Source organism: Streptomyces sp. NPDC038200 (assembly GCF_055600785.1).
On record NZ_JBVJYH010000024.1, the window covers coordinates 58784 to 82410 of the forward strand.

At 73.1% G+C, this 23627-nt stretch carries 21 protein-coding genes; 19 read left to right on the forward strand and 2 right to left on the reverse strand.

The window, feature by feature from the left end:
• Positions 1–133 precede the first annotated feature (133 nt).
• The 12 genes from ACZ7KF_RS35375 (at position 134) to ACZ7KF_RS35430 (ending at position 15401) form a co-directional block, all read left to right on the forward strand.
• The gene (locus ACZ7KF_RS35375; RefSeq protein ID WP_471084577.1) at positions 134–1750 is read left to right on the forward strand and encodes an adenosine deaminase family protein; all 1617 of its coding nucleotides are present in this window, start codon (positions 134–136) and stop codon (positions 1748–1750) included.
• A gap of 449 nt (positions 1751–2199) precedes the next feature.
• On the forward strand, positions 2200–2724 hold the full coding sequence (locus ACZ7KF_RS35380; RefSeq protein ID WP_471084580.1) for a hypothetical protein: 525 nt from the start codon (positions 2200–2202) through the stop codon (positions 2722–2724).
• Positions 2725–3122: 398 nt separating this feature from the next.
• On the forward strand, positions 3123–5249 hold the full coding sequence (locus ACZ7KF_RS35385; RefSeq protein ID WP_471084582.1) for a hypothetical protein: 2127 nt from the start codon (positions 3123–3125) through the stop codon (positions 5247–5249).
• Between the two features lie 142 nt (positions 5250–5391).
• A complete protein-coding gene (gene pelF, locus ACZ7KF_RS35390) occupies positions 5392–6903 on the forward strand; it encodes a GT4 family glycosyltransferase PelF (protein ID WP_471084585.1) in 1512 nt (503 codons plus the stop codon).
• Positions 6900–8291, forward strand: a complete 1392-nt coding sequence (locus ACZ7KF_RS35395) for a hypothetical protein (protein ID WP_471084588.1) — start codon at positions 6900–6902, stop codon at positions 8289–8291. Before pelF ends, ACZ7KF_RS35395 begins: the two co-directional genes overlap by 4 nt.
• A gap of 51 nt (positions 8292–8342) precedes the next feature.
• Entirely contained in the window at positions 8343–9344 is a 1002-nt protein-coding gene (locus ACZ7KF_RS35400; RefSeq protein ID WP_471084591.1) for a GDP-mannose 4,6-dehydratase, read from the forward strand.
• A gap of 40 nt (positions 9345–9384) precedes the next feature.
• On the forward strand, positions 9385–10098 hold the full coding sequence (locus ACZ7KF_RS35405; protein WP_471084594.1) for a nucleotidyltransferase family protein: 714 nt from the start codon (positions 9385–9387) through the stop codon (positions 10096–10098).
• Between the two features lie 7 nt (positions 10099–10105).
• On the forward strand, positions 10106–11005 hold the full coding sequence (locus ACZ7KF_RS35410) for an NAD-dependent epimerase/dehydratase family protein (protein ID WP_471084597.1): 900 nt from the start codon (positions 10106–10108) through the stop codon (positions 11003–11005).
• Positions 11002–11673, forward strand: coding sequence for a spherulation-specific family 4 protein (locus ACZ7KF_RS35415; protein ID WP_471084600.1), 672 nt, complete (start codon positions 11002–11004; stop codon positions 11671–11673). Before ACZ7KF_RS35410 ends, ACZ7KF_RS35415 begins: the two co-directional genes overlap by 4 nt.
• 38 nt (positions 11674–11711) lie before the next feature.
• A complete protein-coding gene (locus ACZ7KF_RS35420) occupies positions 11712–12365 on the forward strand; it encodes a maltokinase N-terminal cap-like domain-containing protein (protein WP_471084603.1) in 654 nt (217 codons plus the stop codon).
• 255 nt (positions 12366–12620) lie between these two features.
• Complete coding sequence (locus ACZ7KF_RS35425) at positions 12621–14480, forward strand: M1 family metallopeptidase (protein WP_471084606.1); 1860 nt, start codon at positions 12621–12623, stop codon at positions 14478–14480.
• A gap of 84 nt (positions 14481–14564) precedes the next feature.
• The gene (locus tag ACZ7KF_RS35430; protein ID WP_471084609.1) at positions 14565–15401 is read left to right on the forward strand and encodes a lysozyme; all 837 of its coding nucleotides are present in this window, start codon (positions 14565–14567) and stop codon (positions 15399–15401) included.
• Between the two features lie 257 nt (positions 15402–15658).
• On the opposite strand, the gene ACZ7KF_RS35435 is transcribed toward ACZ7KF_RS35430, so the two are convergent.
• Positions 15659–16624: an alpha/beta hydrolase fold domain-containing protein gene (locus tag ACZ7KF_RS35435; protein WP_471084612.1), complete on the reverse strand. Its 966-nt coding sequence runs from the start codon at positions 16622–16624 to the stop codon at positions 15659–15661.
• A gap of 430 nt (positions 16625–17054) precedes the next feature.
• Here ACZ7KF_RS35435 and ACZ7KF_RS35440 point away from each other — a divergent pair, with 430 nt between their 5' ends.
• The 6 genes from ACZ7KF_RS35440 to ACZ7KF_RS35465 all read left to right on the forward strand — a co-directional run bounded on the left by ACZ7KF_RS35440 (position 17055) and on the right by ACZ7KF_RS35465 (position 21119).
• Positions 17055–17198 (forward strand): hypothetical protein, encoded by a 144-nt coding sequence (locus tag ACZ7KF_RS35440; RefSeq protein ID WP_471084615.1) that lies wholly within the window; start codon positions 17055–17057, stop codon positions 17196–17198.
• A 27-nt stretch (positions 17199–17225) separates the two neighbouring features.
• Entirely contained in the window at positions 17226–17690 is a 465-nt protein-coding gene (locus ACZ7KF_RS35445; RefSeq protein ID WP_471084618.1) for a hypothetical protein, read from the forward strand.
• On the forward strand, positions 17663–18292 hold the full coding sequence (locus ACZ7KF_RS35450) for a PP2C family protein-serine/threonine phosphatase (RefSeq protein WP_471084621.1): 630 nt from the start codon (positions 17663–17665) through the stop codon (positions 18290–18292). The genes ACZ7KF_RS35445 and ACZ7KF_RS35450 overlap by 28 nt, the downstream gene beginning before the upstream one ends.
• The gene (locus tag ACZ7KF_RS35455) at positions 18285–18815 is read left to right on the forward strand and encodes a PadR family transcriptional regulator (RefSeq protein WP_471084624.1); all 531 of its coding nucleotides are present in this window, start codon (positions 18285–18287) and stop codon (positions 18813–18815) included. The genes ACZ7KF_RS35450 and ACZ7KF_RS35455 overlap by 8 nt, the downstream gene beginning before the upstream one ends.
• 114 nt (positions 18816–18929) lie before the next feature.
• Positions 18930–20105, forward strand: coding sequence for a DUF2306 domain-containing protein (locus ACZ7KF_RS35460; RefSeq protein WP_471084627.1), 1176 nt, complete (start codon positions 18930–18932; stop codon positions 20103–20105).
• Between the two features lie 90 nt (positions 20106–20195).
• Entirely contained in the window at positions 20196–21119 is a 924-nt protein-coding gene (locus ACZ7KF_RS35465) for a hypothetical protein (RefSeq protein WP_471084630.1), read from the forward strand.
• An 85-nt stretch (positions 21120–21204) separates the two neighbouring features.
• Here the strand turns inward: ACZ7KF_RS35465 and ACZ7KF_RS35470 are convergent, their stop codons facing one another.
• Complete coding sequence (locus tag ACZ7KF_RS35470; RefSeq protein WP_471084633.1) at positions 21205–22242, reverse strand: C40 family peptidase; 1038 nt, start codon at positions 22240–22242, stop codon at positions 21205–21207.
• A gap of 478 nt (positions 22243–22720) precedes the next feature.
• Between ACZ7KF_RS35470 and ACZ7KF_RS35475 the strand changes: the two genes are divergently transcribed.
• Complete coding sequence (locus tag ACZ7KF_RS35475) at positions 22721–23596, forward strand: GNAT family N-acetyltransferase (protein ID WP_471084636.1); 876 nt, start codon at positions 22721–22723, stop codon at positions 23594–23596.
• Positions 23597–23627: the final 31 nt, after the last annotated feature.

The following is a 23627-nucleotide window of genomic DNA, read 5'->3' on the forward strand; positions in this document are numbered from 1 at the left end:
GCAGCCCCAGGAGCCGCGGACCGTCTCGTGGCAGGGGGCACGGTGAGGGGCGGATGTCACTCGGTCGGGTGCTCTTGGGCCATATCCGCTGGATCAGTACATGTCGTCGTGATCCGTCCGTGATCATGCCCCTGTGACTCTGCATCGTCGAAGTGCCGTGCGCCGCCGGGTCGTTCCGGCCGCGCTCGGCGTCCTCAGTGTCCTGTCCCTGCTGTCCGCCCTGCCCGCCGCCGCCCAGAGCGCGCACCGGGACGACCGGCCCGCCGCGCCGCCGCCCCGGCGGGGCACGGCGGCGGAGGCGCGCACGGACGCCTATCTCCGGTCCGTGCGGGACCGACCCGCCGCCCTGCGTGACTTCTTCCGGCAGCTGCCCAAGGGCGGAGACCTGCACAACCACCTCTCCGGCGCGGTGTCCACGGAGTACCTGATCGAGCTGGCCGCCGAGGACGGGCTGTGCATCGACACCGCGACGCTCACCGCCGTCGCTGCGCCCTGCGGAGCCGGCACCCGCCCGGCCGCCGACGCGCGCACCGACCGGGTCTTCCGCGACGCGGTGATCCGCGCCTGGTCCATGGAGGGCTTCCCGCCCGACCGGAACGGGCACGACCATTTCTTCGCCACCTTCGACAGGTTCGGCGAGGTCACCTGGCGGCACCGGGGCAAGCTGCTCGCCGAGGTCGCCGACACCGCCGTACGCAACAACCAGTTCTACCTGGAGACGATGGTCACCCCCGCCTCCGACGGCGCGAAGAAGCTCGCCGCCGAAGTCGGCTGGGACGACGACCTCGCCGCCCTGCACCGCAAGCTGCTCGCGGACGGCAAGCTGGACAAGCTGGTCGCCGACGCCCGCAAGGAGGCCGACGAGGGCGACGCCGAGTTCCGCGCCGCCGAGCACTGCGGCACCGAGCGGGCCCGGCCCGCCTGTGGCCTCACCGTCCGCTGGATCTCCCAGGCGTCCCGGGGCAGTTCGCCGGAGCGGGTCTTCACCCAGCTCGCCCTGGGCATGCGGCTGGCCGGGGCCGACCACCGGTTCGTCGCGGTGAACCTCGTCCAGCCCGAGGACTGGGACAGCTCCCTGCGCAACTACGGTCTGCAGATGCGCATGGTCGGCTATCTGCGCACCCAGTACCCGAAGGCCCATGTCACCCTGCACGCGGGCGAGCTGTGGCCCGGACTGGTCAAGCCGGAGGACCTGACGTTCCACATCGGCGAGGCCGTGGACGTCGCCCGCACCGAGCGCGTCGGGCACGGCGTCGACCTCGTCCACGAGGACGACTGGCAGCGCACCGCCCGCACCATGGCGGACCGCGAGGTGGCCGTGGAGGTGCCCTTCTCCAGCAACGCCCAGATCCTTGGCGTCAAGGGCGGCGACCACCCCTTCGGCACCTACCGCCGCTACGGCGTCCCGATCGTCCTGGCCACCGACGATCCCGGGGTGTCCCGCATCGACATCGGCCACGAGTACCGCTACGCCTCCGCCACCTACGGGCTGGGCTACCCGGAGCTGAAAGACCTGGCCCGCGCCTCCCTGGAGTACGGGTTCCTGCCGGGCGCGAGCCTGTGGCAGGGCAACCCCACCGCCTCCGGCTACCGCCCGGTCGCGGCCTGCCGCGCCGAACACCCGGGCCTGCCCGTGCGCGGCGCCGCCTGCCGGCGACTGCTCGCGGACAGCGCCAGGGCCGCCCTCGAATGGCGTCAGGAGACCGCCTTCGCCGCGTTCGAGCGGGCACACGTCCGCTCACCCCGCTGACCGCATCCGACGACGCCGGGACGGCCGACCGACGCCCCGTCCCGGCGTCACCGGTCTTCCGGACGCCCGTGCGACGCCGCCTTCTCCCGGCGTCACCGGTCTTCCGGGCCCCTGTCGGCGACATCCTGTCCCGGTGTCACCCGCCTTCCGGAGTCCGGCCGGAATCCGCTCGCTGGCCGAGAAGGAGTCACCGCCACAACCGGTAGCCCTGGTTCCAGTGCCATGAGGACATCCAGTCCGCGCCAATGCCGACTCGGACACCTTCCCTCCGGAAGGCCCCTCGGCCCCCGTCCCTCACCCCTGTCCGGCGTGCGCGTATACGATGCGTGACACATCGTCACAACCCGTCCGCAGCTTCTTCACAGGCCGATCACTTTCGGCCGATCGGTAATCGTGCCCTGTGCCGCGGGGCAGACGCCGCGCCGGGCGCGTGCCTAGCCTCCCGGGCCATGCGATCACCTCTGCCGAGACGCCTCGGTCTCACCGCCGTCCTCGCCTTCCTCCTCGCCGTGTTCGGTCTCGCCCCGAGCGCGAGCGCCGACCCCGCGCCGGCCTCGCTGTCCTTCGCCACCGACAGCGCCACCACCACTCCCGGCGGCTCGGTGAAGCTGTCGATGACGATCACCAACAACAAGACCTACGACATCTGGTTCGTGTACCAGACGATCGACCCGACCTGGCTGACGACCCAGCGTCCGGACCTGAAGTACAGCTTCACCGGCTGCAGCCTGGCCACCGCGAGCGGCAGCACCCCCTGTTCCGGCACCGGCCCGAGCAACCTCGGCGGCAACTACGGCGCCACCATCGCGCCCGGCCAGAGCCGCACCGTCACGCTGACGCTGCAGGTCGCGGCCGACTCCGGCTGCAACGGCAACATCGGCTTCTACTCGTACTACTACGCCGAGTTCAGTGACAGCTCGCACACCGACGGCGGGCCCGTCTACACGCCCGAGACGCGGGTGCTCTGCGCCTGACGGACTCCCCGGTTCCGTGGCGCGGATGACTTGAATCAGCCGCCGGCCGCAGCTCCCGCACGGAACGGAACCCCGACACCTCGCCCGGCGGGCCGCCACGGCCCGCCGGTGCGTCGTGCAGCGGCCGGACCAGCCGGCGGAACCGGTCGTCCGCCGTGACCCCCGTAGGGCGCGGACGGTGAAACAGTCGATCAGGTTGCTTCGGGATGTGGTTGGACACCTGCACTTTTCCGTCAGGTTTCGTAACTCGACCACAAAAGCTACACAGAGCCATCACCATGTGACGCGACGGAAGCGTCGACGACCGGCTTCTGAGGGGGACGCCGGCGTCGCGCGAGGGGGTGCGTCCGCTCCATGGGAGCCGTGCTCACCCCTGCCCGGGGAGGGGACTTCACCGCATGAAGCGGACCATTCGCACCACCGCGCTCACGGTGGGGGCGCTCGTCGCCGCGCTCGGCCTGCAGGCCGGGCCGGCACAGGCCGACGCCACCGCACCGCGCATCGACCTCAGAGTCCTGGTGGTGAGCGACGGTGGTCCGGCCACCGACGCCATCGCCGCCGAACTCGACACCGCCGGAACGCCGTACACGAAGGTCGACCTCACGCGCTCCGACCGCCCCACCATCGATGCCGGTTTCCTCGCCGACACCGTCGACGGCCGGCCCCGCGCCAAGTTCCAGGCCGTCGTCCTGCCCAACGACAACCCGTTCGCGACCGGCAGCGCCGAGATGACCGCGCTCGCCGCCTACGAACAGACGTACGCGATCCCGCAGGTCGACGCCTACACCTACGCCCGCCCGCAGGCGGGCCTGCAGGTCCCCACCTCCGGTGGCTACTCGGGCAGCGTCGACGGCGTCCAGGCCCAGGTCACCGCCGCCGGTCAGGCCGGACCCTTCGGCTACCTCGACGGCGCGGTGCCGTTCGAGGACAACTCGCCCACCGTCGGCGAGAGTTACGCCTACCTGTCGACGCCCGCCCCGGGAGCGGACTTCACCCCGTACGTGCAGGCACCCATCCCCGGCACCGCACAGCAGGGCTCCCTGGTCGGCGAGTACCGTCACGACGGACGGCGCGAACTGGTCGTCACCTTCGTCTACAACCAGTACCAGCAGCAGTTCCGGCTGCTGGCCCGCGGCATCGTGGAATGGATGACCGGCGGAGTGCACCTCGGCGCCTCCCGCAATTACTTCGCCGTCCACGTGGACGACGTGTTCGCCGCGGACGACCGCTGGGACACCCAGCTCAACTGCACCCCCGGCGACGTCGACTGCTCGGGCGACGCGGGCACGCCCCACCCCATCCGGATGACCCCGTCCGACGTCGACTACGCCACCACCTGGCAGAACAGCCACGACTTCACCCTCGACCTGGTCTACAACGGTGCCGGCAGCGTCGACCAGCGCGAGGACAACGACGGCGTCGACCAGCTCGCCGACAAGCTGATCGCCGACCGGAACCGGTTCCGCTGGGTCAACCACACCTACACGCACGCCTTCCTCGGCTGCGAGCAGAACGTCACCGTCGTGCCGTGGACGTGCCAGACCAACGCCGACGGCAGCACCAAGTGGGTCAGCCGCAGCACGCTCGACTACGAGATCGCCACCAACCGCGTCTGGGGCCAGATCGCCGGACTCCCGCTCGACAACGCCGAGCTGGTCACCGGCGAGCACTCCGGCCTGAAGCTGCTGCCGCAGCAGCCCGCGGACAACCCCAACCTGGCGCTCGCCCTCGCGGACAACGGCGTCACCTGGCTCGCCTCCGACAACTCCCGCGACCCCGCGCAGCGCCAGGTCGGCCCCGCCACCACGGTCGCCCGCTACCCGATGAACGTCTTCTACAACGCGGGCAGGGCCGCCGAACAGGTCGACGAGTACAACTGGCTCTACACCAGCCGCGCCCAGGGCGGCAGCGGCATCTGCGAGGACAACCCGGCGACCACCACCTGCATGTCCGCCCCCCTGGACACCGGCACCGGCTACACCGGCTACATCGTGCCGCTGGAGACCCGGATCGCCCTCGGCCATGTGCTGTCCAACGACCCCAAGCCGCACTTCATCCACCAGTCCAACCTCGCCGAGGACCGCATCGCCTACCCCGTCCTGAACGGCGTCCTCGACGGCTACACCGCCCTGTTCGCGGACGACACCCCGGTGGTGAACCTGCGGATGAAGGACATCGGCGCCGAACTCCAGCGCCGCGCCGCCTGGAAGACCGCCGTGCAGGCCGGCCGGATCACCGCCTACCGCATCGGCGGCACCGTCACCGTGCAGGGACCGAACGGCACCGCCGTCCCGGCGACCCTGCCCACCGGCACCACCCGCGCCGGCTCCGCCTTCGGCACCGCCTACGCGGGTGCCCTCTCCGGCTGGACCGCCTCCACCGGCAGCGCGCTCACCTACACCCTGCCGGCATCCGCCGCCGTACCGGCCGCGACCGCGCACACCACCGCGGCCACCGCCCCGGCTCCGCGCACCAAGGTCCCGGCGGGCGTGAGCGAGCAGGTTCCGTACACCCCGGACAGCTGAACCACGCACCGACCTCAGGGCCGGTCCGGCGACTTCCGCGCGCCTCGCGACGGGAGCCGGCCGTACGGGCCCGGGTCCCGGCCGTCCACCGGCGGCCGGGACCCGCACGACCACCCCACACCTCGGCCGTGGAGCCCCATCGATGCACGTTCAGCACGGCGCGCGCCCCTCCGGCGCGGCGCACGTCACCCTGCTCACCGAAGGCACCTACCCGCACAGCCATGGCGGCGTCAGCGTCTGGTGCGACCAACTCGTCCAGGGCATGCCCGACCTCGACTTCGACGTCGTCGCCGTCACCGGCACCGGACGCGAACCCGTCGTGTGGGAGCTGCCCGGTCATGTCCGTAGCGTGCTCTCCGTGCCCATGTGGGGAGCGCCCCCCGAGGGCCGCCCGCCCCGGGGCCGAGCCCGCAACCGGCTCGCCGCCGCCTACGAACGCTTCCTGACCGCGCTGCTCGACCCGCACGCCGAACAGCACTTCCCGCCCGCTCTGTACACGATGGCCCGGGCCGCCGCCGACGGCACGCTCAGCCCGTTCCTCCGCGGCGACCAGGCCGTCTCCATCCTCGCCTCGGTGTGGAACCGCCCCGGACTGGCCGTCCGGGAGGCCAGGCCCACCCTGCACGACGCGGTCACCGCCACCGCTCTGCTGGAACACGCCCTGCGCCCGCTCGCCGCACCCCCGCCCCGGCACGGCGTGGCCCACGCGGTCAGCGGCGGCGTGGCCGTGCTGCCCGGACTCGCCGGACTGGAGCGCTACGAGGTCCCGCTGCTGCTCACCGAGCACGGCGTCTATCTGCGGGAACGTTACCTCGGCTACCGCACCGCCCCGTACCGCTGGCCGGTCAAGGCCGTCGTCCTCGGCTTCTTCCGGCTGCTGGCCGAGGAGAGCTACCGCCGGGCGGCCCTGATCACCCCGGGCAACCGCTACAACCGGCTCTGGGAGGAGCAGGGCGGCGCCGACCCGGCGGCCATCCGCACCGTCTACAACGGCGTGGACCCGGCCGCCTTCCCGCCCGCCGGCCCCGAACCGGACGTGCCCACCCTCAGCTGGGCCGGCCGCGTCGACCCCATCAAGGACCTGGAGACCCTGATCCGCGCCTTCGCCCTGGTCGCCAAGGAGATCCCCGAGGCCCGGCTGCGGCTCTTCGGCGGCACCCCCCGCGGCGGCGAGGCCTACCGGGAACGCTGCGAGGCCCTCGCCGCCGAACTCGGGCACGCGGACGCCGTCACCTTCGAGGGCCGGGTGGAGGACATCAAGGACGCCTACGCGGCCGGGAACGTCGTCATGCTCTCCAGCATCAGCGAGGGCTTCCCGTTCACCCTGATCGAGGCCATGTCCTGCGGCCGGGCCACCGTCTCCACCGACGTGGGCGGTGTCCGGGAGGCCGTCGGCGACACCGGCCTCGTGGTCCCGCCGCGCGACCCGGCCCGCATGGCGGCGGCGGCGCTGGAACTGCTCGGCGACGCCGAGCGGCGAAGGAGCATGGGAGAAGCGGCCCGACTGCGCGTCATCGAGCAGTTCACGCTGCGCCAGACCATCGACACCTTCCGCGCCATATACCTCGAACTGCCCACGCACGCACGGCCGTTCACCGCACCGGCCACGCACGGGCAGGACCTCCCGGTCATCGCGGGGAGCCTGGCCGGATGAGCGGGCCCATGGCGCTCGAACCGGGCGGCGCCGAACAGGACACCCTCGCACTGCGGCTCGCCGGGACGCCCGCCCGCCGTGACGACCACACGCTGGCCCTGCGGCTGCCCGGCCACGGCCCCGACCCCGAGGCGGTGAGCCGGCTGGCCGCCGACCTCGCCGACCGCATCGGTCCCGCCGTCCATCCGTACGAGGTGGCCGCCCTGCTGGAGGCCGAGGGCCTGACCGCCGAACAGATCAAGGAGCGCTACGGCCACCCGAACCTGTTCTCCCTGGCCGCCGCACTCTACGAACAGGTGCCCCGGACCTTCCCGGAACCGGCGCCGACGGCCGACCCCTGGCGCCCGGACACCGTGCGCTGCCTGCTGCGCGGAGTGCTCTTCGCCCTGCCGGGCCTCGCCTACCTGCTCACCGCCCCCCTGTGGCACCCCGGCCGGCACGCCGCCGCGCTGATCGCCGCCGGGATCGTCTCCTGGGCGTGGGGCCAGGCACTCGGCCACCGCGCCCACCTGCGGATGGTGGCCGGCCGACGGGAGGCCGGCCGCACCCTGCTCACCGGGGCGCCGCTGGGCGCGGCCCTCGCCACGGCCGTCTCCGCCCCGCTGGCCGGCAGCGCCCCGGTGCTCCTGGCGGCGGCCGCCCAGTCGCTGTACCTTGCGGCGGCCGGCGTCCTGCTCGTGCTGGCCCGCGAGCGGCTGCTGCTCGCCGCCCTCGCCCCGCTGATCGCGGGAGCCGCCGTACTGCCCTGGTGGGCACCCGGCACCGCGCTGCGCACCGGGACGGTACTGCTGGCGCTGCTCGCCACGGTGGCGGCCACCGGCCACGCCCTGCGCGGGAGCCTCGCCGGCCCGGCCGGCGGCGACGGCAAGCGCCCCCGGCTGCTGTGGTCCCTGCCGTACGGGCTGTTCGGACTGGCCGCCGGAGTGCTGGTCCTGCTCGAAGGGCGGCACGAGCCGTACGCGGTGATCGTGCTGACGGTCAGCATGGGCCCCGCCGAGTGGCTCCTCTACCGCTACCGGGGGCTGTCCGTGGCCGCGCTGCGTGCCACCGCCACCCCCGCCGGGTTCCTGCTGCGCTCCGCCGCCGTCCTCGGCGGCTGTCTGCTCGCCTACCTGCTGCCGCTGCTGCCCGCCGCGTACCTCACCGGAGCCGCACCGGCCGCACTCCTCCTGCTCGCGGCCACCCTGTGGACCGCGCTGCTGCTCCAGGCGTTCGGGGCCGCCTGGCCACCGGCCGTGATCTGCCTGGCCGCCGCCGCGATCGCCGCCACCGCACCGCTCCGGCTGCCGCCGGGCACCGCCGTCCTGCCGCTGTGCTGCGGCGCCGCCGTGCTGGGCCTGGTGGCGTACACGCTGTGGCTGCTCGGCCGGCCCGCCCGGCACGCCTGACGCCGTCCCCGCACGACCCACCACGACCGACCCACCGGAAGGACCCCCGAGTTGACCTCCGTACCGCTCGCCGCCGTCACCGGAGCCGAAGGCTTCATCGGCTCCCACCTCACCGAGGCCCTCGTCGCCGCCGGGCACCGGGTCAGAGCCATGGCCCAGTACAACTCCTTCTCCTCCTACGGCTGGCTGGAGACCCTCGCCCCGGACGTCCTGGACCACGTGGAGATCGTCCTCGGCGACGTCCGCGACCCCGGCTCGGTCCGCGGCCTGCTCGACGGCGCCGACGTCGCCTACCACCTGGCCGCCCTGATCGCGATCCCGTACTCGTACCAGGCGCCGCACAGTTACGTGGAGACCAACGTCACCGGCACCCTGAACGTCCTGGAGGCGGTCAGGGCGCTGGGCACGCCCCGGCTGGTGCACACCTCCACCAGCGAGACCTACGGCACCGCGCGGACCGTGCCCATCACCGAGGACCACCCCATCCACACCCAGTCCCCGTACGCCGCCTCGAAGGCCGGCGGGGACCGGCTCGCCGACAGCTACCACGCCAGCTTCGGCACGCCGGTCGTCACCCTCCGCCCGTTCAACACCTTCGGGCCGCGCCAGTCGATGCGCGCGGTCATCCCCACCGTCATCGGCCAGGTGGCCGCGGGGGAGCGGACCATCACCCTCGGCGATCTGCGTCCCACCCGGGACTTCACCTTCGTCAAGGACACCGCGCAGGCGTTCCTCGCCGTCGGATCCGCCCCCGCCGAGAAGGTCGTCGGCCGCACCTTCAACGCCGGCACGGGCGGCGAGATCTCGGTCGGCGACCTCGTCGCCCTGATCGGCAAGGTCATGGACACCGCCCTCGACGTCCGCGAGGACCCCGCGCGCATCCGGCCCGCTGCCTCGGAGGTCATGCGGCTGGTCGCCGACGCCACCCGGCTCACCGCGGCCACCGGCTGGCAGCCGGGGCACACCCTGGAGCAAGGGCTCGCCCACACGGTGGAGTTCTTCCGCGACCCGGCGAATCTGGCCCGCTACAAGACCGGCATCTACAACATCTGACCCGTCCGGCACGGCCCCCACCCAACGAAGGAGGAGCCCCATGCACGCAGTGATCCTGGCGGGAGGCAAGGGCGTCCGGCTGCGGCCCTACACCACCGCGCTGCCCAAGCCGCTCGTCCCCATCGGCGACCAGCACGCCATCCTGGAGATCGTGCTGCGTCAGCTGTCGACCGCGGGCTTCACCCGCTGCACCATCGCGATAGGCCACCTCGGCGAGATCATCCGCGCCTACGTCGGCGACGGTTCCCAGTGGGGCATGAGCATCGACTACGCCACCGAGGAGAGCCCGCTCGGCACCATGGGCCCGCTGCTGGGCTTCAGAGACCGGCTGCCCGAGACGTTCCTGGTGATGAACGGCGACATCCTCACCGACCTGGACTACGCCGACGTGCTGCGCCGGCACGAGGCGTCGGGCGCGCCGCTCACCATCGCCACCTACGCCCGCAAGGTGCACATCGACTTCGGTGTGCTCACCACGGACGCGAGCAAGGTCGTCGCGTTCACCGAGAAGCCCAGCATGGACTACCGGGTCTCCATGGGCGTCTACGGCCTCAGCCGCGCGACACTGGACGGCTACACGCCGGGCCTGCCGCTCGGCTTCGACGAACTCGTCCTGGACCTGCTGAAGAGACGGAACCCGCCGCACGCCTACGAGTTCGACGGCTACTGGCTGGACATCGGCCGCCCCGACGACTACGACCGGGCCAACGCCGAGTTCACCAGCCGCAAGTCCCTGCTGCTCAAGGGAGCCTGAGTACCACATGCGCATTCTCGTCCTGGGCGGCACCGGGTATCTGGGCCGCCATGTGGCCGAGCGGCTGCGCGCCCTCCCGGGCGCGCACGTCCTCGCCGCCGGCCGCTGTACCACCGCCGACTTCGGCGTCGACCTCGCCCACGACCGGCCGGAGCGGCTCGCCGACACCCTGGCGGCGGCGGCCCCCGACGCCGTGGTCAACTGCGCGGGCGCCACCGCGGGCGACACCGTGACCCTGGCCGAGGCCAACGCCCGCGGCCCCGCCGTGCTCTGTGCGGCACTGTGCGAGGCGGTTCCCACGGCCCGCCTGGTGCACCTGGGCTCGGCCGCCGAGTACGGGCCGGGCACCCCCGGCGTGCCGGCCGGCGAGTCGGCACCCGCCTGCCCCGTCACACCGTACGGCGCGACCAAACTGGCGGGCACGCTCGCGGTGACCTCCGCCGCCCTGGACGCGGTGGTACTGCGGGTCGGCAACCCGGTCGGCCCCGGGGCGCCGGTCGCCGGCCTGCCCGGTCGGCTCGCCGCGCTGCTCCGTCCGGCCGGGCAGGACCCCGAGGCGGTGCTGCGCCTCGGGGACCTCTCCGCCCACCGTGACTTCGTCGACGTGCGCGATGTGTCCCGGGCGGTCGAGTTCGCCGTCACCGCACCCGACCCGCTGCCCCCGGTGCTCAACATCAGCGGCGGCACGGCCGTCCCGGTACGGGAGGTGGCGTACGGCCTGGCCCGGCACGCGGGGTTCCGCGGGAGGCTGGAGGAGAGGACGGGCGGCTCGGCGCGCTCGGCGCCGGTGTCCTGGCAGTGCTCGGACATCTCCGCCGCGGCCCGGACCCTGGGCTGGCGGCCGGTGCACAGCCTCGACGAGGCTCTCGCCGCGCTGTGGGCGGCCACCACGGAGCCGGTGCCGTGAGCCTGCTGGTACCGCTGTACGTGCACCCGGCCGAGGACCCCGGCGCCTGGCACCGGCTCATCGCGGCCGCGTCCGGCACCTACGCCGTCGTCCTCAACCCGGCGAGCGGCCCCGGCACCGCCCCCGACCCCGCGTTCATCGCGGCGGCCCGGGCCCTGCGTGCGGCCGGGGCCCGGCTGCTCGGCTACGTCGACACCGACTACGGCGTCCGGGACCGGGCGAGGATCGCCGAGGAGGTGCGCCGGCACCAGGCGTGGTACGCGGCCGACGGCTGTTTCCTGGACCAGGTCACCGCCGGCCCGGAGGGCCTGCCCGCCTGCCGCCGGCTGGTCCGGGAGCTGCGCCGGCTCGGCGCCGGGACCGTCGTCCTCAACCCGGGGGTCCACCCGGCCCCCGGCTACGCCCGCCTCGCCGACCTGACCGTCACCTTCGAGGGCCACTGGACCACCTACGTCTCGGCGTTCACCCGGCCGTCCTGGACCGCACGGTATCCGCCCGACCGGCTGTGCCATCTGGTCTACGGCGTCCCCGAGGCCCTCGTCCCGCTCGCCGTACGCACCGCGCACGAGCGGGGCGCGGCGGTGTGCGGACCGGTGACCGGCGAACCGCCCAACCCCTGGGACACGTTGACCCCGGCGCTGACCGGCGGGGACGGTGTGGAAGGCTGAGGCGTTCCGCATCCGTGCGACGGGAGGCACCGACCGGCATGGCCGTCATCCATCACACCACCCTCAAGCCGACGAAGAGCGAACTGCTCACCGACTGGCTCCCGACCCGCCCGTGGTACCGCGGCGGCCCCGCTCCCGTGCTGGAGAAGTCCGGCGGCTTCCGGCTGGACGACCCCGAGGGCGAGGTCGGCATCGAGTTCATCGTGGTCACCGACACCACCGGCCCCGAGCGGACGGCGTACCTGGCCCCCCTCACCTACCGCGGGGCGCCGCTGGAGGGCGCCGAGCACGGGCTCGTCGGCACGCTGGAGCACGGGGTGCTGGGCACGCGCTGGGTCTACGACGGCTGCCACGACCCGGTCCTGGTGACCGAGTTGCTGTCGCTGATCGAGGGCCGGGCGCAGGCGATGGCCCAGAGCGTCAGCGACACGCCCGACCACGAGGTGACCCGTTCCCACCGCGGTGCCCCGCTCGCCCCGGCGGGGTTCACCCCCGAGCCGGCCGACGACGAGAACGGCACGCGGCTGCCCCTGCCCGACGGCACGGTCCTCGAGGTCCACCGCGTCCTCGGCCCGGTGGCCGAGAACCCGCCGCTGCCGCCCCAGGGCGCCGTCGGTCATGTCGCCACCGGCTGGCCGGGCCCGGACGACAGCCGGCTGCGGGCCGTCTTCGTGACGCTGCGTTCCGCCTGACCCCGGGGCCTCGCCCGCCGGCCCGGCGGGCGAGGCCCCGGACCGGCCGGGCACGCACCCCGCACCCCCCTGTCTGGCATGCCCCGGACAAATCTGTCACTCTTTCGGCAGTCCGCGCCCCCACCCACAGGGACGCGGCGCACCTCCCGCACAGCGAACGCGCAAGCCCCGTACGGGACCGCTCCCCGGCGCACCCCAGCCGGCCGGGCGGTCATCGAGCAGGCCGGACCCCGGCCGCCGCAGAAGGAGTAGCGTGTGAGATCGACCCCCCACAAGGCCCTCGGCGCAGGCGCGGTCACCGTCGCCACGCTGGGCGCCCTCTTCCTCCCCGGCACCCTCGCCACCGCCCAGCCCGCCACCACCCCCGCCGCCGCCTGCACCCCGGCCCAGACGGTCACCAACGGCGGCTTCGAGAGCGGCACTTCACCGTGGACGGCCTCCTCGTCCACCGTGATCACCAGCCGCTCCGGACAGACCGCCCACGGCGGCAGCTCCTACGCCTGGCTGGACGGCGTCGGCGGCACCCACACCGACACCCTCACCCAGAGCGTGACCATCCCGTCCGGATGCAGCACCGCCACCCTGAGCTTCTGGCTGCACATCGACACGGCCGAGACGACCTCGTCCGTCGCCTACGACAAGCTCACGGCCAAGCTCGGCAGCACCACCCTGGCCACCTACTCGAACCTGGACAAGAACACCGGCTACGTCCAGAAGTCCCTCGACGTGTCGGCGTTCGCCGGCCAGACCGTGAACCTCTCCTTCACCGGAAGCGAGGACTCCAGTCTCCAGACCAGCTTCGTCCTGGACGACATCGCCCTCGACACCTCCGGCGGCACCACGCCGCCCACCACGGACGCCACCCGCACCCCCGCCGCGCCCGGCTACACCGTGAACCTGAGCAGCGATGCGAGCGGCACCGTCTGGACCGGCCACGAGAGCGTCACGTTCACCAACGCCTCCGCCGCCGCGCTCGGTGAGGTGTACCTGCGGCTGTGGGACAACTACCACGGCACCTGCGACGCGCCACCCATCAAGGTCGGCAACGTCACCGGCGGCACCGCAGGCGCCCTCTCCGTCGCCTGCACCGCTCTGAAGATCGACCTGCCGAGCCCGCTCGCCCAGGGCCAGAGCGCCACCATCGGCTTCGACCTGGGCATCACCGTGCCCAGCGGCGCCGACCGCTTCGGCCACGACGGCGCGTTCAGCTTCATCGGCAACGCCCTGCCCGTCCTCGCCGTCCGCGACAGCGCGGGCTGGCACCTGGACCCGTACACCAACAACGGCGAGTCCTTCTACTCCCTGGCCGCCGACTTCAAGGTCACCCTCGACCATCCCAGCAGCCTGCTGGTCCCGGCGACCGGCACCTCCACGGACACGCCCGGCTCCAGCGGCCGCACGGTCACCACGGCCACCGCGAGCAAGGTCCGTGACTTCGCCTGGGCGGCCGGTCCCTTCACCAAGATCTCCGGCACCTCGTCCGGCGGCGTCCCGGTGAACGTCTACTCCGTCACGGGGATCAGCTCCTCCAGCGCCCAGTCGATGCTCAGCACCGCCAGGACCGCGGTCGACGCCCACGCCGCCCGGTTCGGCGCGTACCCGTACGGCGAGCTGGACGCGGTCATCGACAACAACTACTGGTTCGGCGGCATGGAGTACCCCGGCTTCGTCCTGGACCTGGTCAGCACCACCGCGCTCACCCACGAGATCGGCCACCAGTGGTGGTACGGCATCGTCGGCGACGACGAGTACACCAACCCCTGGCTGGACGAGGCGTTCACCGACTACGCCACCGACCTCGCCCTCGGCAAGACCGGCAGCGGCTGCTGGAGCAGCGTGTCCTGGGCCTCCAGCGCCGAGAAGATCACCAACTCGATGGCCTACTGGGACGCGCACTCCTCGCGCTACTCCACCGTCGTCTACGGCTACGGCAAGTGCGCCCTGCACGACCTGCGGCGCGTCCTCGGCGACACCGCCATGGCCAAGCTGCTCAAGGACTACGCGACCGCGCACTGGTACGGCGTGTCCACCACGGCCGAGTTCAAGGCGGCGGCCCAGGCCGCCACGAGCACGGACCTGACCTCCTTCTGGACCCAGCACCGGATCGAGGGCTGACGGACACCCACATGGGCTAACACCGGCCGCGGATGGCATCGTTGGGCGGAACCCGGGGTGCGGAACGACCCGGCCCCGGGTCAGATGGATCCCGTGCGAACCTCCATATCCATGCGCGGCCGGTCCCGCCTGTGCCTCACCGGCACTCTGACCGGCCTGCTCCTGTTCCTGTCGAGTCCCCTGGCCGTGCCGAATCCGGCCGGGGGCTCACTCACGCGCGGCGGCGCCTACATGGGCATCGGCGTCCTCGCCCATGACGGATCCACGGGCGAACCGCCTCCCGCGCCCCGCGCCTCCCAGACCGAGGGCGTGGACGTCGCCAGCCATCAGGGGAACGTCGCCTGGTCGACGCTGTGGGGCAGCGGCACCAGATGGGCGTACACCAAGGCCACCGAAGGGACGTACTACACCAACACCTACTTCACCCAGCAGTACAACGGCTCGTACGACGTCGGCATGATCCGCGGCTCGTACCACTTCGCCACCCCGGACACGGCCGGCGGTGCCGCCCAGGCCGACTACTTCGTGAACCACGGCGGCGGCTGGTCGAAGGACGCCAAGACCCTCCCCGGCGTCCTCGACATCGAGTGGAACCCCTACGGCGGCTCCTGCTACGGCAAGTCCAAGAGCGGCATGGTCAGCTGGATCCGCGACTTCCTGAACCGCTACAAGGCCCGCACCGGCCGGGCCGCGGTCATCTACACGGCCACCAGCTGGTGGTCGCAGTGCACCGGCAACTACTCCGGCTTCGCGGCGACCAACCCGCTGTGGGTCGCGCGCTACGCCTCGACGGTGGGCACCCTGCCGGCGGGCTGGTCGTACCACACGATGTGGCAGTACACCTCCACGGGGAAGACGGTCGGTGACCACGACCGCTTCAACGGCACCACGGACCAGCTGAAGAAGTTCGCCGTCGGCTGAGTGCCCGACCGGTCCGCCGTCCTCACGCGGCCGGCGCCCGTACGGCCGTCCCCGCTCCCAGGGCCGAAGTCCGGCAAGGGGCAGGGCCGTTCGGGCGCGGCCGCACGCCGTCGCGTTCCGGCCAGGGACGATCCAGCCCGCGTGCAGGGAGTGGTCCCTGTGCGGGCGTCGGGCCGGCCGATCGAACAGAGGGCCATCGGAGCGGTCGAGGGGTCGCCGGGGGCCGAGGGGCACCGGGCCGTCAAGGGGGCAAGGGGTCACCGGCTGGTCAGGTTGCGGCGTAGGAAGTCGACGCTCTCCGCGACGACGCCGGGTACCTCGGGCGAGCCGAGGAAGATGTGGTCGGCCCCCTCCACGGGCCGCAGTGCGACGTCCCCGCCCGCCTCCTCCAGCGCCCGGGCGAGCACCTCGCTCTGGCGGTACGGGACGACCCCGTCCTCGCGGCCGTGGACCAGGAGGAACGGGGGCGGAGTGGGGCCGGCCGCGTAGGTCACGGGACTGGCCGCGCGGGCCCGTTCGCGCTGCTCGGCCGCGGGCCCGCCCAGCAGGGCCTCGAACGGATGCGGATACGGCGGCGCGTCCGGCGGCGCGGCGAGCGCCGGCAGAGGCTGTCCGAGCAGCGGTTCGATGTCGGACACGCCGTACCAGTCGACCACGGCCCGCACCGAGCTGTCCCCGTCGGGCACGCCTTCCCGGCCCTCGAGTCCTGCGAGCCCTTCGGGTCCGTACCCGTGGGCGCCGGCGCGGACGAGACCGGCGAGGGCGGCGAGATGGCCGCCGGCCGACTCGCCCCAGGCGCCGATCCGTCCGGCGTCGACGCCGAGGACGTCTGCGTGCCGCCGTACGTACCGGATGGCGGCCTTGACGTCGTGCAACTGGGCGGGGAAGGGAGCTTCGAGGCTGTGCCGGTAGTCGATGCTCACCAGGGCCAGGCCGGCGCCGAGGACGGCTCCGTGCAGCAGTTCCACCGGCACGGTCGGCGGCGGATAGCGCCGGTCGCCGTCGAGCCAGCCGCCGCCGTGGATCCACACGACGGCCGGTACGCGCTCCCGGCCCGGCGGCACGTGGACGTCCAGCAGACGCGGGCGGTAGCCGGGCGAGGTGGCGTAGCTCAGCCCGTGGAAGCGGCGCACGCCGTCGGTGCCGGTCACGGCGGGGAGAGGGGCCAGGAACGGGGGCGGCGGCCAGGCGGTGTCGAGCCGGGCGGGGGCTGTGGAGGTCATGTCGGGGGCCTTCCGTCGTCGGCCGGGCGGGGCCGCCGGTGCGTGGACCGTCGGCGCGACGAGGACGTTACACGTGTAACCACGGCCTGACGAGCGTCTGCGGTCAGGACGCGAGGCCTCGCCACCGCCATGGCGGAAAGGCTGTCGAACGGCCGTCGAAGAGGCTCCGGCGAGTCGCCGGGAAACCGCCGGCACGGCGCGTCGGTGCAACGCCGGCGCGTCGTCGGCCCGTCGTCTCCTCGGCCTGTCGGCGAGCCGCTCCGAAGGCACGACGGGCCCGGTCCTCGAGGAGGCCGGGACACGGGCGGGAGTGCTCAACCGGCCCCATCGGGATACTCAGGTGCGGAGCTGTCCGTCCCGGACCTGTCGGTGCAGGGCGCGAGGAGGGGGCCGCTGGGTACACGACCGGACCCTGGATGGTGAGGGAGTGGTGACGGCAGAACCGAACGGGGCGCCGCTGGAGGAATTCCTGGCCGACCCCGCCCACTGCACGCTGGACCTGTCGACCGCCGTAGCCCCCTGCGCCAAGACGCTGGGCCTGCGGCACGCCGTGGTCTACCTCGCCGACCTGTAGCAGCGGCACCTCGTACCACTGACCGACGTGACCGCGAGCCTGCCCATCGACGCCTCGCTCGCCGGGTGGTGCTACCGCACCCGGTCCCTGCGCGTGGAGGAGTCCGACCGGCACGGGATGACGGCGTGGTTCCCGCTGCTCGACGGCGCCGAACGGCTCGGCGTGCTCGCCGTCCACGCGCAGTCCCTCACCGCGGACTCGCTGCGCCAGGGCCGGGCCATGGCCGCCCTGCTCGCGATGATGATCACCTCGAAGCGGTCCTGCCAGGACTCCTTCGTCCGGCGGACCCGTACCGAGGCGATGCGCCTGCCCGCCGAGATGCTGCGGGCCTTCCTGCCGCCGCGCACCATCGGCAACGGTCGGGTCGTCTCCACGGCGGTCCTGGGACCCGCCTACGACATCGGCGGCGACGCCTTCGACCACTCGCTGACCACGAGTGCCCTGCACGCCGTCGTCCGGACGCCATGGGGCACAACCTGCTGTCCGGGCTGACCAGCGCGGTCGCACTGGCGGCCTGCCGCAACGCCCGGCGTACGGACGCCGATCCGCGCTCCCTGGTGGAGGGAGTGGACCAGGCCCTCACCCAGTGGCTGCCGGACCAGTTCTGCACCGGGATCCTCGCCCAGCTCGACTTCGCCACCGGCCTGCTGCAATGGAGCAACTGCGGCCACCCGGCGCCCCTCCTCATCCGCGACCAGCAACTGATCGCCGACGCGCTGGCCCGCGAGGCCGACCCGCCCATGGGCCTGCGCTCCCTGCTCTCCTCGCGGGACCGCCGGGTGCACGAGACACGGCTCCGGCCCGGGGACCGGGTGCTGCTCCACACCGACGGTGTCACCGAGGCCCGGATGGCCGACGGCAGACTCCTCGGCCTCGAACGCTTCGCGGACTACGTCATCCGGGCCGGCGCCACCGGCGAGATCGCCCCCGAGACGCTCCGGCGCCTGATCCACTCCCTGCTGGACTCCCAGGACAGCCGGCTGCGGGACGACGCCACGATCCTGATGTTCGAGTGGCAGCCGGAGACTCGAGCCGCCTTCCCCCCGGATCCCGCAGGAGCGCGTGCGGGGCGGTACGGTCGGCGCCATGGCTGACGTGCGGCTGACCACCTCGTCCTTCCTGGTCCTCGGCATCATCGACAAGCTCGGGGAGGCCAGCCCGTACGACGTGAAAGTGGAGGCGGGCCGTACCGTCGCGCCGTTCTGGTCGGTCCCGCACGCGCAGGTCTACGCCCAGTGCGACCGGCTGCTCGCGGCCGGGCTGCTGGCCCAGGTCCGGCAGGAGAGCGGGCGCAACCGCCGGGTGCTGTCGCTGACGGACCCGGGCCGACGCGCTCTGCACGACTGGCTCGCCGACCCGGAGTTCGTCCCGGTCGAGGCCCGGGAACGCGGCATCCTGAAGCTGTGGTTCGGGGCCCGCCCCGAGGCGCTCGTCCCCGCACAACTCGCCGAACACCGGCGCACCTTGGGGGAGTACGAGGAACTGGCGGAGGGCGTCGGCGAGTTGCTGGCCCCCGGGCAGCGGGAGGCGCTCGAGTTCGGCATCCGGTACGAGCGGATGATGACCGAGTTCTGGGAGTGGGTCGGTCGCCGGGAGGAACGCGCACCGGACCGTTGACCTCACCGGCGGCCGGCCCTACCGTCGGTAACCCCGCCGATAGTCCAGAAGAGACTATGGCGGGGGAGACCGAGACAGCGGGCGGGCCGAGCCGCCGGGGAACAGGGGGGCGCCGTGCGTCCGTGGACGACGAGCACCTGGCGGCGTGCCGCCATGGTGACCGTGACGGTCGTGTGCCTCTGGTACGCGCCCTTCGCGATGACGGAGCTGTGGTCGTACGCGCGTCCCGGCGCCCCTGCGCCGGGCCGGTGGCTGCTGGCGCACACCGTCTCACCGCGGTACGTCGCCGACGCGCTGGCGACCCGTGTCGCCCCGTACCGCCACAGCCTGCTCCCGATGATCGTGCACTCCGTCCTCGGCGGAGTGCTCATGCTGCTCGGCCCCGCGCAGCTGCTGACGGCCGCGCGCCGCCGCGCACGCCTGCACCGTGCCCTCGGCATCCTGTTCGCGGTCACCGTCTACGCCTCCATGGCGGGTGCCGGTCTCTACCTGGCCCGCACCGCGCCCCGGGACGCCTTCAGCGGGGCCGCCTTCTGGATCGTCCTCGCCACGATCCTCGTCGGCACCGTCCTGAGCGTCACCCTCGGCATCCTCGCGGCGATGGGCGGCTTTTCCGACCTCCACCAGCGCTGGCTGCTCCTCTGCTACGGCTACCTCCTCACCGCGCCGCTGCTGCGCCTGGAGTGGGGCGCTCTGCCGGCGGTGCTGCCGGGGCTGCCGATGACGGAGATCAACCGGGTGGCGATCATGCACCTCGGGTCACTCGTCGTGTTCGGCGCCCTGCTCGCCTCCCGCGCCCGGGACCGGCGGGACACGGTCGAGGGCCTCGGCCGCTCCTGGGCTCCGCCGCCCGTGACCGCCGCGGCCCAGGTGGCCGGCGCGGCCGCCCTGGCGTGGCTCGTGCGTGCCCTCGCCGGCCACGGCACCGCCGGCCGGCGGCTGCTGGTCGCCTACCTGCTGCCCTACGCCGTGGCCTACGCGGTCATGGCACTCGGCGCACGGCGCGCGGGCCGCACCGGCCGGCCCTGGGCGCGGGAGGAGTGGCGGATCCATCTCGTCGGCCTCTGTCTGGCGCCCGTGCTCTCCGCCGGCGCGCTCCTCCTCTGCGAACACAGCCTCGGGCTGGACCGGTTCACCGCACTGACCGCGGGCGTCGCCGTCGGCTGCGGCATGACGGCCTTCGGCGCCACCGTCCTGGTCAGCCTGCGCCTGATCTACGCCCGTGAAGTCGCCGTACGAGCCCAGTCGGCCCGGCTGCCCGTGGCCGCGACGACAACCCCGGTGCCCTGACCGGCACCCGGAGCGCGTCCGCGGCACGCCCGCGACCGGCCCCGCACCGTCCGCCGCCCGATCGCCGAACTCCCTGAAACGGAAACCGTCATGGCCCAGCCCACCGACCCCGCCGCCGCACCGGATCCGACGTCCACGGCGCCGCCCGTCCCGCCGGTGCTCCCGCCGGGCCGGCCGCTCTCGCCCGGTGTGGCCCTGCTGGCCGTCGCCGTCGCGGTCGTCAACCTGCTCGTCGGGGGAGTCCTCGTGGCCGTCGCGCTGACCGGGCACGTCCTGGGGGCCTGGCCGTCACCGGAACCGCTCAGCCCCGGACTGCTCGGTGCCGCCATGCTGGGCACCGCTCCGGCACTGTTCGCGCTCGCCCGTGCCGCCACCTGGCAGCAGGCCCGCACCCTCGTCCTGCCGCTGGCCGTCGTGCTGGCGGGGCTGTTCGCCGTCAGTCTGCTCAACGCGCACCGGCTGTACATCGCCGACGGCGGCCCGATCGTCTCCGTGCTGTTCAGCCTCGGCTGGCTGTGCACGCTCGGCCTGCTGTGCGTGGCGGCGGCCGTCTGCCTGGCCGGACAGGCCCTCACCCGGCCCGGACCGCCCCTGCCGCGCGCCACCCCGCTGCCGGGCTGGTCCAAGCCGCCGCTCGCGGTGCTGGGTTCCTCCTGGCTGGGCATCGGCACCGGGCTGCTCGTCCGGCCGGGTTTCTGGGCCGACTTCGTCCCCTGGCACACCAGCCGCGTGGACGCGCAGGCCCTGGGCGTCTGGGCCCTCGCCCTCGGCGTGGGCGTCCTCGGCTCCCTCGCCGAGGACGACCTCGACCGCACCCGCGCGGCCCTGCTGTCCCTGCCCGGTACGGCCCTGGCCATGACCGTCGTGCTGGCCGCCCGCGCCTCCCACGTCGACTGGTCCTCCGGGCCCGGACTGAGCCTGATCGTCATGGTGGCCGGTCTGCTGGCGGCCGGCGCAAGCGGCCACTTCCTGGTCCGGGGAGCCACCGGCGAGTTCAGCGTATCCACCCGCTGAAAACCTTGCTCGGGTCATGCCACTGGGATGCGCGGTTTGACGGGACAGGACGATGTCGAAGCGGCCTGTCCGGTGGTTCGTCAGGTCAGACGCGGACACCGAACATGAACGGTCCGCCGATGGTGTCCATCGACTCGTACCGTACGACCGTGCCCGTGCGCGGGGCGTGGAGGATCTGGCCGTTGCCCGCGTACAGGCCCACGTGGTGCAGGTCGTTGAAGAAGAAGACCAGGTCGCCCACCTGGAGCTGACTCCGCGTGAGGCGCGTCCCGATGCCCGACTGGGCTTCGGAGGTGCGGGGTATGGACACGTCGGCCTGGGCGTAGGCCCAGGAGGTCAGGCCCGAGCAGTCGTACGAGGAGGGGCCGGTGGCGCCGCGGACATAGGGCTTGCCGAGCTGACTCCGAGCGGCGGCGAAGGCGGCGCGGGCCCGGCCGGACGCGGGAGTGTCGCGGCCGAGGTGCACCCGCTCGGTGGAGGAGCGGCTGGCGCGCCGCTGCTCGGCGGCGAGGGCCGCCTTCTCCTTCGCGGTCAGGGTGTTGAGCAGCTTCTGTGCCTCGGCGAGCTTGCTCTGGATCTCCTTCTTCCTGTTGCCCAGCTCGGTGCGGGCGGTGGCCAGATCCGTGAGCTTCTCGGTGGCTTCGGCGCGCTCCTGGGCGAGTTCCCGCTGCTTGCTCTGGATCTTCCTCAGGGCGTCGACCTGCCGGCTGCTCAACTGGTCGAGGGTGGACGCCCTGGCGAGGAAGTCGTCCGGGGCCGACGAGAGGAGGAGCTGCACCGAAGGGTCGATGCCTCCGGAGCGGTACTGGGCGCTGGCCAGCGAGCCCAGACCGTCGCGCAGCGCGTTCAGTTCCTGCTGGCCGCGGGCGACGCTGTCCTGGACGGCGGAGATCTCCTTCTGCAGCTTCCGCTGCTTCTCGTCGGCCCCGTTGTACTTCTCCGTGGCCTGCTCCGCCTGCTCGTAGAGCGTGTCGACCTTCGCCTTGACCTCGCCCTTGCCGAGCTTCTGAGCGGGCGTGGCGTCCGCGGCGTTCGCGCTCAGGGCGACAGCGGCGGCTGCTGCGGTGGTCAGCACGGTCACGCGCGTGCGGCTCGGCTGCTTGGGGCGACGATGGGACGTCATGGGGGTCGGACTCCTGTTCCGTCGTTTTGATCCGGGTCTGTACGAGAAGCAGAGGAGGGCGGACGAGGCCCCCGTCCTCGCCGATGGCCGTGACGGTCACGACCGAAAGGCTTCCTCCTCAGCCGCCGCGATCCCCGCCCCCGCGAAGGCGGCCGAGGCCACGACTGCCGTGAGGGCACGCTTGAATCCGCGCAGGCGCATGCTCCTTCGCCGAGTGGCATGGGTCCGGTGAAGGGGAGGGGGACCGGCGTCCCCCGGCCACAGGAGAGTGGATCACGGGCACGTGGGAGTGGACCATGCAGAACCACCGGCAGAAGTAGCCCTCTTCGCCCGGAACCGGGTGACCGGGGAACGGGGGGTGAACGCCTGGAGGGTCCCTGTCCGTGCCGCGGTGACCCCGCCTCGTCGGGCCCGGCGCCCAGGAACTCGTCCTCGGGTACCGGCTGCCCGGAGTCGCGTGAGTGCGGGATCATGGGGCATGCGCTCGGATGCCTGGCACCTCACCGAAGACATCGACGACTTCCTCGCCCGGGCCGGAGGCTTCCTCCGTTCGCGCCCCGCCCTGCACAACACTCCGCTCACCACACTGGAGAAATGGAGGACCAGCCCGGGCGCGTACACCCCCGGAACCGTCCTCTTCGGCCGGCTGGAGTCGGAGGGCGAGGTCCAGGCGGTCTTCTACCGCCCCCCGTCCCGCCGCCTGACCCTGACCCCTCTGTCCCCCGAGCGGGCCGACGCCCTCGCCGCCCGGTTGACCGGCCTCGGGCACACCTTCACCGGCGTCACCGCGGACCACGACACCGCCACCGCCTTCGCCGAGGCCTGGCGGAAGCACACCGGCGCGACGCCCGTGCTCCGCGTCCGCATGCACCTCTACCGGCTCGGCGCGCTCACCCCGCCCGCACCGCACCCGCAGGGGCGCGGCCGGATCGTCGGCGTGCAGGACCACGAGCACCTCATGTGCTGGTGCCGTGAACTCGCCGCGGAGCTCGGGGAGACCGTCACCATCGACGCCGACTCCTGGGCCGGTACCCGCTTCGCCGAGAAGCGGTACACCTTCTGGGAGACCCCGGACGGCACCGCCGTCTCGCTGGCGGGCGTGAATCCGCTGGTCGCCGGGATGGTCCGGGTGGACCCCGTCTACACCCCGGCCCACTTTCGCGGCCGCGGCTACGCGGCCGCCGTGACCGCCGAGGTGAGCAGGGCCGCGCTCGCCGCAGGCGCCACGGAGGTCGTGCTGTACACGAACGCGGCCAACCGCACCAGCAATGCCCTCTACCAGCGCCTCGGGTTCCACAGGGTCGCCGACTGGGCCCCGTACGACTTCACCTGCACCGAACCGGAAGCCGGCTAGGGATGCGACGGACACACTCCACCGCGGGGAC

Coding starts and splice junctions, on each gene's coding strand:
- ACZ7KF_RS35380 (WP_471084580.1), top strand. CDS start 2,200: ATGCGATCACCTCTGCCGAGACGCCTCGGTCTCACCGCCGTCCTCGCC.
- ACZ7KF_RS35385 (WP_471084582.1), top strand. CDS start 3,123: ATGAAGCGGACCATTCGCACCACCGCGCTCACGGTGGGGGCGCTCGTC.
- pelF (WP_471084585.1), top strand. CDS start 5,392: ATGCACGTTCAGCACGGCGCGCGCCCCTCCGGCGCGGCGCACGTCACC.
- ACZ7KF_RS35395 (WP_471084588.1), top strand. CDS start 6,900: ATGAGCGGGCCCATGGCGCTCGAACCGGGCGGCGCCGAACAGGACACC.
- ACZ7KF_RS35405 (WP_471084594.1), top strand. CDS start 9,385: ATGCACGCAGTGATCCTGGCGGGAGGCAAGGGCGTCCGGCTGCGGCCC.
- ACZ7KF_RS35410 (WP_471084597.1), top strand. CDS start 10,106: ATGCGCATTCTCGTCCTGGGCGGCACCGGGTATCTGGGCCGCCATGTG.
- ACZ7KF_RS35420 (WP_471084603.1), top strand. CDS start 11,712: ATGGCCGTCATCCATCACACCACCCTCAAGCCGACGAAGAGCGAACTG.
- ACZ7KF_RS35430 (WP_471084609.1), top strand. CDS start 14,565: ATGGATCCCGTGCGAACCTCCATATCCATGCGCGGCCGGTCCCGCCTG.
- ACZ7KF_RS35435 (WP_471084612.1), bottom strand. CDS start 16,624: ATGACCTCCACAGCCCCCGCCCGGCTCGACACCGCCTGGCCGCCGCCC.
- ACZ7KF_RS35450 (WP_471084621.1), top strand. CDS start 17,663: ATGGGGCACAACCTGCTGTCCGGGCTGACCAGCGCGGTCGCACTGGCG.
- ACZ7KF_RS35455 (WP_471084624.1), top strand. CDS start 18,285: ATGGCTGACGTGCGGCTGACCACCTCGTCCTTCCTGGTCCTCGGCATC.
- ACZ7KF_RS35465 (WP_471084630.1), top strand. CDS start 20,196: ATGGCCCAGCCCACCGACCCCGCCGCCGCACCGGATCCGACGTCCACG.
- ACZ7KF_RS35470 (WP_471084633.1), bottom strand. CDS start 22,242: ATGACGTCCCATCGTCGCCCCAAGCAGCCGAGCCGCACGCGCGTGACC.
- ACZ7KF_RS35475 (WP_471084636.1), top strand. CDS start 22,721: ATGCGCTCGGATGCCTGGCACCTCACCGAAGACATCGACGACTTCCTC.